Source organism: Polaromonas sp. P1_H6 (genome assembly GCF_056405195.1).
In genome coordinates this window covers 78,796-87,896 of record NZ_JBFUCN010000023.1, presented here as the reverse complement: position 1 = coordinate 87,896, position 9,101 = coordinate 78,796, and the positions used below count along the sequence as shown (strand labels likewise).

7 protein-coding genes are annotated in these 9,101 nt (G+C 65.3%); 6 read left to right on the top strand and 1 reads right to left on the bottom strand.

Annotated elements, in window-relative coordinates; translation table 11 throughout:
- Positions 1 to 573: 573 nt before the first annotated feature.
- From dapF to AC1D1F_RS19190, 3 genes are all read left to right on the top strand, one after another.
- Entirely contained in the window at positions 574 to 1,446 is an 873-nt protein-coding gene (dapF, locus tag AC1D1F_RS19200) for a diaminopimelate epimerase (RefSeq protein WP_477678268.1), read from the top strand.
- A gap of 78 nt (positions 1,447 to 1,524) precedes the next feature.
- Positions 1,525 to 2,220, top strand: coding sequence for a DUF484 family protein (locus tag AC1D1F_RS19195; RefSeq protein WP_477678269.1), 696 nt, complete (start codon positions 1,525 to 1,527; stop codon positions 2,218 to 2,220).
- Positions 2,221 to 2,231: 11 nt separating this feature from the next.
- Positions 2,232 to 3,287, top strand: coding sequence for a tyrosine recombinase XerC (locus tag AC1D1F_RS19190; protein WP_477678270.1), 1,056 nt, complete (start codon positions 2,232 to 2,234; stop codon positions 3,285 to 3,287).
- An 18-nt stretch (positions 3,288 to 3,305) separates the two neighbouring features.
- On the opposite strand, the gene AC1D1F_RS19185 is transcribed toward AC1D1F_RS19190, so the two are convergent.
- Positions 3,306 to 5,120: a sensor domain-containing diguanylate cyclase gene (locus AC1D1F_RS19185; RefSeq protein ID WP_477678271.1), complete on the bottom strand. Its 1,815-nt coding sequence runs from the start codon at positions 5,118 to 5,120 to the stop codon at positions 3,306 to 3,308.
- A gap of 147 nt (positions 5,121 to 5,267) precedes the next feature.
- On the opposite strand from AC1D1F_RS19185, the gene AC1D1F_RS19180 reads away from it, so the two are divergent.
- The 3 genes from AC1D1F_RS19180 (at position 5,268) to dksA (ending at position 9,075) form a co-directional block, all read left to right on the top strand.
- The gene (locus tag AC1D1F_RS19180; RefSeq protein WP_477678272.1) at positions 5,268 to 6,458 is read left to right on the top strand and encodes a class I SAM-dependent rRNA methyltransferase; all 1,191 of its coding nucleotides are present in this window, start codon (positions 5,268 to 5,270) and stop codon (positions 6,456 to 6,458) included.
- A gap of 164 nt (positions 6,459 to 6,622) precedes the next feature.
- Positions 6,623 to 7,699, top strand: a complete 1,077-nt coding sequence (locus tag AC1D1F_RS19175) for a CobW family GTP-binding protein (RefSeq protein WP_477696007.1) — start codon at positions 6,623 to 6,625, stop codon at positions 7,697 to 7,699.
- Positions 7,700 to 8,043: 344 nt separating this feature from the next.
- Entirely contained in the window at positions 8,044 to 9,075 is a 1,032-nt protein-coding gene (gene dksA / locus AC1D1F_RS19170; protein ID WP_477678274.1) for an RNA polymerase-binding protein DksA, read from the top strand.
- Positions 9,076 to 9,101: the final 26 nt, after the last annotated feature.

Sequence of the window (9,101 nt, the reverse complement as noted above, 5' to 3'; positions counted from 1 at the left end):
GCCAAAAGAAAAGTAAGCAAAAGATAAGGCGACCCTGGTTGCTGCGTCCCTGCGCTTCGCTACGGGCAACCTGCGGTGCTCGGTTCAGGCGGGGTCTCGCTAAACTCGCCTTCGGCTCAAACAACGCGATCCCTGATCCGCCTGAACCTGCGCTCCTCGGCGCATCCACAAGGGGTGGGGACAAGAAAACCGAACAGCCGAATACCAATAACGAATACCTGAAGAAACAAGGACTCGCCACGGCGAGTCCTTGTTTGTATTTGTCCCCGCTCCCGATTGCCCCGTCCTGGCTGGGCCGAGGAGCGCAGACGTAGGCGGATCAGGGATCGCGCTTGTTTGAGCGAAGCGAGTTTGCGCGAGACCCCGCCGTAGTCGAGCACCGCAGGTTGCCCGCAGCGAAGCGTAGGGACCCAGACTGCGGGTCGCCTTTTTTTGCTTACTTTTTTTGGCGAAGCAAAAAAAGTGAGTCGCATGCCGGGCGACTCCCGGCCAGCAACCCTCAGCAAAGAGAACAGAGGAAGCGCGGACAGCCGGCGCAAGACCCGGCCGAACAGAACCACAGATAATCCCCCAATGCGAATCCGATTCACCAAAATGCAAGGCGCCGGCAACGACTTCGTCATGCTCGACGAAACCCGAGGCCCCTTGGGCCTGACCACCGCCCAATACCGTTTCCTCGCCGACCGCCACTTCGGCGTGGGCGCCGACCAGATCCTCACGGTGCGGCCGTCGCCTGGAAAAGGCATTGATTTCGAATACGTGATCCACAACGCCGACGGCGGCGAGGTGGAACAGTGCGGCAACGGCGCACGCTGTTTTGTGCGTTTTGTGCGCGAGCAGGGGCTGACGAGCAAGGACGTTGTGAGGGTCAAGACCCTGAGCGGCATCATCGAGCCGCGCATGCAGGCCGATGGGCGCGTGACGGTTGACATGGGCGCGCCGGTGTTCGAGCCGGTGCGTGTCCCGTTTGACGCGACGGGTCTCACGCCCGTCACCGAGGGTTCATGGGAGAAGTGGCCGCTTGCGCTGGCAGGGCAGGCCGCACCGTCTTTCATTGCGGCGCTGTCCATGGGCAACCCGCATGCGGTGCAACTGGTGAATGACGTCGATACCGCGCCGGTGCTGGAAACTGGTCCGCTGATCGAAAACCATGCGCGCTTTCCGCGCCGTGTGAACGCCGGCTTCATGCAGGTGGTCTCGCGCGGGCAGATACGCCTGCGTGTCTATGAGCGCGGCGTGGGCGAGACCCTGGCCTGCGGCACGGGCGCCTGCGCGGCGGTGGTGGCCGGCATACGCTGGGGCCTGCTCGATACGCGGGTGGACGTGATGACGCTCGGCGGCCAGCTCACGATTGAATGGACGGGGCAGCTCGATGCACCCGTCATGATGACGGGTCCGGCCACCACGGTGTTCGAGTCCGAGATTGAGATTCCCGACACGATCTGAGCGCTTTCGGCCAAAGCGGATGTAACGCGAACCACCAGCGACCTTTGCGTGGGCCGCAAAACTGAGGACAATGCCAGCATGAACCCAACCGAACATCCCATCACCGAAGACGACATCGCCAACTTCCTGGCCAACACGCCCGACTTCTTCGAGCGCCACGCCGAGTTGCTGGCTTCGGTGCAGCTGTCCAGCGGCCACGGCAACCGCGCCGTCAGCCTGCAGGAACGCCAGGCGCTGATGTTGCGCGAAAAAATCAAGGGCCTGGAGACGCGCATGGTCGACATGATCCGCCATGGCCAGGAGAACGTGGGCATCGCCGACAAGATGCAGCGCTGGACGCGCAAGCTGCTGCAGGCCGCGCAGGCGCGCGACCTGCCCGGCGCGGTGGTCGAGGGCATCACCACCGAGTTCCTGATTCCCCAGGCGGCCATCAAGATCTGGGACGTGAACGGCATTTTTTCCGACGAAAGTTTTGCCACCGGCGTGAGCGAGGACGCCAAGGCCTTTGCCTCTTCGCTGGGCGCGCCCTATTGCGGTGTCAACTCCGGTTTTGAAGCCGCCGGCTGGCTGCCCGAACCCGCCGTGGCGCTGTCGATGGCGATGATCCCGCTGCGCGTTGCCCCGGGCGCGGAGGCTTCCGGCCTGCTGGTGCTGGCCTCGCCCGATCCGGAGCGCTTCCACAGCGGCATGGGCACCGACTTCCTCGAGCGCCTGGGCGAACTCGCCAGTGCGGCGCTGACGCGCCTGCGGCCCCAGCAGGTGGCGGCCGCGTAAACACCACGGCCATGGCGCAGACGTTCCCGCTCGCGCCTGAAACCGGCGGCGCCGAGCCTGCGCCTGTGCCGCCATCGCACCCGCTGGTCGAACGCTACCTCGAGCACGTGCGCGTGGAAAAGCGCCTGGCCTTGCGCACCGTGGAGCTGTATGCGCTGGACCTGCAAAAACTCGAGGCCAACGCCCTGCAGGCTGGCGTGCAGCTGACCGAAGTACAGAACATCCACATGCGGCGCTGGGTGGCGCAGATGCACGGCGCGGGGCGCAGCGGCCGCGGCATCGCGCTCATCCTCTCGGGCTGGCGCGGCTTCTACACCTGGCTGGGCCGCGAGGGCCTGGTCAAAGGCAACCCGGTGCAGGACGTGCGCGCGCCCAAGGCCGCCAAGCCCCTGCCCAAGGCCCTGAGCGTGGACGAGGCCGTACAACTGGCCGCCTACCAGGCCGACGTCACCGACGGTGACCCTTTGCTGGCGCTGCGCGACCAGTGCATCACCGAGCTGCTCTACGGCTGCGGCTTGCGCATCGGCGAGCTGGTGGGGCTGGACGTGCAGGCCAGCGCCCAGGCGCGCGGCTGGATAGACATCGATGCGGCCGAGGCCCATGTGCTCGGCAAGGGTTCCAAGCGGCGCAGCGTGCCGGTGGGGGTTGCGGCGCTGCAGTCGCTGCGGCAGTGGCTCGCGGCGCGCGGCGCCTGGGCGCGCGAGGACCAAGCCCTGTTCGTCAGTGAGCGCGGCACGCGCCTGACGCCGCAGCACATACGCGTGCGCCTGAAGCAGCGCTCATTGAAGGCCGGGCTGGCCACGCCGGTCCATCCGCACATGCTGCGCCATTCCTTTGCCAGCCACGTGCTGCAGTCCAGCGGCGACCTGCGCGCCGTGCAGGAATTGCTGGGCCACGCCAACATCACGACCACGCAGGTCTACACGCGGCTGGACTTCCAGCACCTGGCCAAGGTGTATGACGCGGCGCATCCGCGCGCGGTGTCAAAGGCCGGTATGGGTGTGGCGCCGCCGCTTGTGACCGACCAAGCCGCCACGCCGAAAGCGACCAAGACCGGCAAGGCCTGAGCAGGCGCCGGGACCGTCTCAGGCCGCCTTGGGCCGGTCGCGCCGGGGTGGCCGCAGGGGCTGCGCTTCCCCGAGCATGAACACCGCGCGCTTGCTGTCGGTGGAGGCGGCGGCCAGGCGTTCTTCGAGCTGCGTCAGCAGGCCCTGCGCATTGGAGCCCTGGTGGGGCACCAGCGCATAGGCCACATGCACCTGCGCCACGCAATCTACATGCAGGCCCTTGTAGGGCATGAGGCAACGCGCCACGATGCGCGGCCCCAGCGTGCCGGCGTCTTCCGCGTTGAACGGGCCTTCCACCAGCATGCCGAAGCGCCGCTCCGACAGTCGTGCGGCGCTGTCGATTTCGCGCGCGGTGGACAACAGGCGCTCGGCCACGCGCAGCGGCAGCTCGTCGGCCGCTTTGCGCCCGAAGTCACGCTGGATCTGCTCGGTATTGACCAGGTCGATGATCATCACCGCGCTCTGGTGACGCAGCCGTTCGGAGCGCGCGATCATGCGGATCAGGCGTTCGGCGAACACGTGGCCGTTGATCAGGCCGGTCGCCGGGTCCACCCGGTCCAGGCCCTGGATGCGGCGTATGTTTTCGCGGCGCTGCTGGCTGCGCAGCATCAGCACCAGCATGACGATGGGCAGGTGCAGCGCCACGCCCAGCTGCATGCCATGCTGCGTCAGGAAGCCGATGGGCACCAGTTCGGCGTTGCGCGCCAGGGTCCAGCCGGCGGCGACCAGCACGGGCACATAGGCCAGCATCAGCCAGGGTGCGAAGCGGTCGCCCCGCCGCCAGGCCCAGCCCATGACCAGCATGCCGCTGAACTGCAGCAGCAGCATGATGGGAATGAACACATCCATGCGCGAGGCCGCGGGCACCAATGCCAGCAGTACGGCCGTGAGCGCGCCCAGCACCGCCTGGCCGACCATCAGCCAGTGCAGGCGCATGGAGCGTTCGGGCAGGGCCACGGCCGCAGAAATGAACAGCAGCGTGGCCGCCGCCGTCAGCATGGGCAGCACCGAGGTCGCGACGTCGCTCCAGCCCGGCCAGGCGGGCCACAGGTGCAGGCCGGCGATGCCGGTGACGGTGGCCTGGGTCAACCCCAGCAAGGTCACGCACAGGGCGTAAAAGCCATAAGCGGAGTCGCGCAGCGACACGGCGCCCAGCGCAGAGATCAGCGCGGCCAGGCCGGTCAGGCCGAAGAAAATGCCCAGGATCAGCGAGACGCGCTGTTCGGAGTAGCTGAGCCGCCCCTCGCTGATGAACTGCAGCGGCGCGCTGAAGGGGTGGCCGTTTTCCAGGCGCAGCAGGTAGTTGGAGGGAACCTCGGCCGACAGTGCGATGGGCAGCAGCGGATGGCGGTGCGGCACCGGCCATTTATTGACCGCCACCAGGTCGCCGGCTCGCTGCTCGCTCCACTGGCCGGCGCCGTCCAGCGTGTACAGCGACGCCCGGTCTATGGACGGGTAGGGGACCTCGAGGTACCAGCGTTCGTTATCGGGTGCGGGTGGCACGTTGAAGCGCACCCACATCGAATAACCGCTGGTGACCGGATAGATCGCGTCGGCGTGCGTCGGCTTCCAGGGAATGTCGGGCGAGGCGGCGACCTGCTCGGGGGTGAACTTGCCGGTGGTGTCTATCCAGTAGTCGCCCCAGTCCTGCAGCGCCACCGGTTGTATCTGGGCGTCGAGGTCCAGCACCGTGCGCGAGCGGGCATCGAGGCTGGTCAGCGCCAGCAGCGAGCCCATCAGCAGGCTCATCGCCAGGCCCAGCAACAGGGTCCGTACAGCCGTGCCTCTGCGAATCACATTGCCTGCAATTGGCGTGTGTTTCTTCAACTGCACGGAAAAGTACTTAAAAATCATTAACCTGCGATTGTCGCAAACTTTCGCGAAAATTACAGTCCCTGTTTATGGGACAAAGGCGGGCGTTGTTTTGCGGTTCACTGGGGAAGGGCTGGGGCCGGTGCGCCCTGCCGCGACAATAGCGCCATGAAAATTATTCGATTGCGGGATGGCAAGGAGCGCTCCTTGCTGCGGCGCCACCCCTGGATTTTTGACGGCGCCATCGCCAAGGGCGGCGGCGATGCCGGCGAAACCGTGCGGGTGGAAGGTCATGCCGGCCAGTTCCTCGGCTGGGCGGCTTTCAGCCCTGCTTCCAAAATCCGGGCACGGGTCTGGAGTTTTGACGAGGCCCAGCGCATCGACGCGGCTTTTTTCGCGGATCGCATTGCCCAGGCCCTGAAGGCCCGGGAGCTGTTTGATATCCAGAGCGACGGCCGGCGCCTGATCCACGGCGAATCCGACGGACTGCCTGGCCTGGTGGTTGACCGCTATGGCGACACCCTGGTCGCCCAGTTTTCCAGCTGCGGCGCGGAAAAGTGGAAAAGCGTGATCGTCGAAGCCCTGCTGGCCCAGACCGGGTTGACCCGTCTCTATGAGCGCTCCGATGCGAGTTCGCGGGCGCTGGAAGGCCTGCCCGAGGTCACCGGATGGCTGAAGGGTTCCGGCGAGACCGGCATCACCATCACCGAACACGACTGGAAGCTCAGCCTGGACATCGCCGAAGGCCACAAAACCGGCTTTTACCTGGACCAGCGCGACAGCCGGCAGAAGTTTGCGGCCTACACGCGCCGCCTGGGCTTCGGAAGCGTGCTCAATTGCTACTGCTACACCGGCGGCTTCACTGTGGCCGCGCTGGCCGGCGGCGCCGGGCACGTCACGTCCATCGACTCGTCGGCCCCGGCGATTGAACGGGCCCGCGCCAACGTGGCGCTCAACGGCTTTGACGCCGGCCGCACCACCCTGCTCGACGCCGACGTGAACGCCTCGCTGCGCCAGTACCAGAAGGAGGGCCGGACCTTCGACGCCATCGTGCTGGACCCGCCCAAATTCGCGCCGACCGTGACGCACGCCGAGCGCGCCGCCCGGGCCTACAAGGACATCAACCGCCTGGCGCTGTCCATCCTTTCAACCGGGGGCGTGCTGTTCACCTATTCGTGCTCGGGCGGCATCAGCGCCGACCTGTTCCACAAGATTGTGGCTTCGGCCGGCACAGACGCGGGTGTGGACGCCTTTATCTCCGAACGCATGGGCGGCGCCCCCGACCACCCCATGACGGTGGCCTTCCCGGAGGGCGAATACCTCAAAGGGTTGGTGCTGGTAAAGCGGGTGGGCGGCTAAGAGCGTATAGCCCGGGGGGCTTGACAGCCTCTGTAAAGTAACTGTTGGCCGAGGTGGTATTCGCCCGGGCCCCGCTTGGGGCTTGAACCCGCCGCTAAACTCCCCAGCTTGGGTTCTCGCGGCCCGCCCGCATCCCCGTAACCCTTCGTTTTTAGGTAGACATCATGAGCTTGATCCCCGTCACCATCCTCACCGGCTTTCTGGGCTCCGGCAAGACCACGCTGCTCAAGCGCGTGCTGACCGAGGCGCATGGGCAGAAGATCGCCGTCATCGAGAATGAATTCGGCGAGGAAAACATCGACAACGACATCCTGGTCAACGACACCACGGAAAACATCATCCAGATGAACAACGGCTGCATCTGCTGCTCGATCCGCGAAGACCTGCGTGAAACGCTGCAGTTGCTGGCCGCCAAAAAACGCAAGGGCCTGCTCGACTTCGACCGGGTAGTGATCGAAACCACCGGCCTGGCCGACCCCGGCCCGGTGGCGCAGACCTTTTTCATGGACGAGGAAATCGCCGAGCAATACCTGCTGGACTCCATCCTGACCCTGGTGGACGCCAAGCACGCGGCCGGCCAGCTCAATGACCGGCAGGAGGCGCGCCGCCAGGTCGGTTTCGCCGACCAGATCTTCATCAGCAAGTCGGACCTGGTGGCCAAGGACGAGGTCGATGCGCTGATGCACCGGCTCAAGCACATGAATCCGCGCGCCCCGCAGAAGGCCGTGCATTTCGGCGAGGTGGCGATCAAGGACGTGTTCGACCTGCGCGGCTTCAACCTCAACGCCAAGCTGGACATCGACCCCGATTTCCTCAAGGAAGACGAACACGCCGGCCATGACCACGACCATGACCATGAGCACGGCGAACATTGCGACCACCCGTCTCACGCCCACGACGCCAAGGACGGGCATGAGGGCCACGGTCACCATCACCACCATGACGACGACGTCAAGAGCTTCGTCTTCCGCTCCGACAAGCCCTTCAGCCCGGCCAAGCTCGAGGATTTCCTGGGCGCGGTAGTCAACATCTACGGCCCGCGCATGCTGCGCTACAAGGGCGTGCTGAACATGGACGGCACCGACCGCAAGGTGATTTTCCAGGGCGTGCACCAGCTCATGGGCAGCGACCTGGGGCCCGCCTGGGCCGAGGGCGAGAAGAAAAACAGCAAGATGGTGTTCATCGGCATCGACCTGCCCAAAGATATTTTTCTGCAGGGCCTGGAGCAGTGCCTGGTTTGAGGTAGGCTGTCCGCCTGTAGCCTATAAAAGGCGGAGGGCTTCATGTTTGTCTCGATTCTCCAACGATTTGTTTTTTGGGTGTCACAGGGCGCTGGCGAGCCGCTACAATCGCGCGCCGACCAAAATACCCGGAAAACCGGATCGGGAGGCCAGTCAGGCACAAAACCAGCTAAAAAGCGGGTTGAGGATCGCGTTTTAGCGGTTCTCAGGACTGGCGGGCGGCGGACAAACCAGGAAATCTGGCAACAGCTAGGGTTGGACTATCGCACTGCGGCAGTCTGGCCAGGAAGCCGCCGCAGAGGCCCCCGGGCCGTTCCAAGGCTGCTTTCCAGAGGAGACACATTGTGAAAGCCCCAGCGAAGAAGACCAAAACGCCCGCCAAGGCTGCAGCCAAACCGGCCGCCAAGACAGCCGTGAAAGCCAAGACGGCGCCCAAGGCAGCCGCCAAGGCCGTGAAAAAAGTTGCCAAGCCCGTGGCCAAAGCCAAGCCGGCGCCCAAACCCGCCGCGAAAAAGGTTGCGAAGCCGGTGCCCAAGGCGGCACCCTCGAAAAAACCTGCCGCAGCCGTCAAGAAAACCGCTGCCAAGCCTGTGCCTTCCAAGGCCAAGGCCGTCGCCAAACCCGTCAAGCCAGTGCTCAAATCCCCTCCAAAACCCGCCGTCAAACCTCCCGCCGCAAAACCCGTCGCCAAGCCGGTGCCGCCTGTGGCCGCCGTTGCGCCGGCTCCGGCCGCGGCTCCCGTGAGGGCTGGGCTCGCCGCCCCGCCTCCCCTGAAACCCGGCCGGCGCAGTTCCGCCCGGGTCGCCACCCAGTCACCCCCTCCCGCACCCATGGTGCCAACCCATGCGCCCGACGCAGCCAAAGCCAGTTACTCCACAATGACCGAACGCGTGATCGCGCCGCCACCCCAGGCGGCGGCCAAAAAAGACCCCAAGCTCGCCAACAACTGGAAGACCAAATCCGCCGAGCAGCTCACAGACGACGAAGTCAAGGCCATGCCCGACTCCGAGTACATGAATGAAAAGCAGCTGGCCTTCTTCCGCCACAAGCTGTCGGTGCTCAAGCAGGACATCCACAACAGCGCCGGCGAAACCACCGAGCACCTGCGCGAGGACACCGTCGTGGTGCCCGACCCCGCGGACCGCGCCACCATCGAGGAAGAGCACGCCCTTGAATTGCGCACCCGCGACCGCGAGCGCAAGCTGCTCAAGAAAATCGAGCAGTCGATCGCCCGCATCGACTCCGGCGACTACGGCTACTGCGACGAAACCGGCGAGCCCATCGGCGTGGGCCGGCTGATCGCCCGCCCCACGGCCAACCTGTCCCTGGAAGCCCAGCAGCGCCGCGAACTCAAGCAAAAGATGTTTGGCGATTGACGCCAGGCTGCCGATTGACGTATTTT

Coding starts and splice junctions, on each gene's coding strand:
- dapF (WP_477678268.1), top strand. CDS start 574: ATGCGAATCCGATTCACCAAAATGCAAGGCGCCGGCAACGACTTCGTC.
- AC1D1F_RS19195 (WP_477678269.1), top strand. CDS start 1,525: ATGAACCCAACCGAACATCCCATCACCGAAGACGACATCGCCAACTTC.
- AC1D1F_RS19175 (WP_477696007.1), top strand. CDS start 6,623: ATGAGCTTGATCCCCGTCACCATCCTCACCGGCTTTCTGGGCTCCGGC.
- AC1D1F_RS19190 (WP_477678270.1), top strand. CDS start 2,232: ATGGCGCAGACGTTCCCGCTCGCGCCTGAAACCGGCGGCGCCGAGCCT.
- AC1D1F_RS19180 (WP_477678272.1), top strand. CDS start 5,268: ATGAAAATTATTCGATTGCGGGATGGCAAGGAGCGCTCCTTGCTGCGG.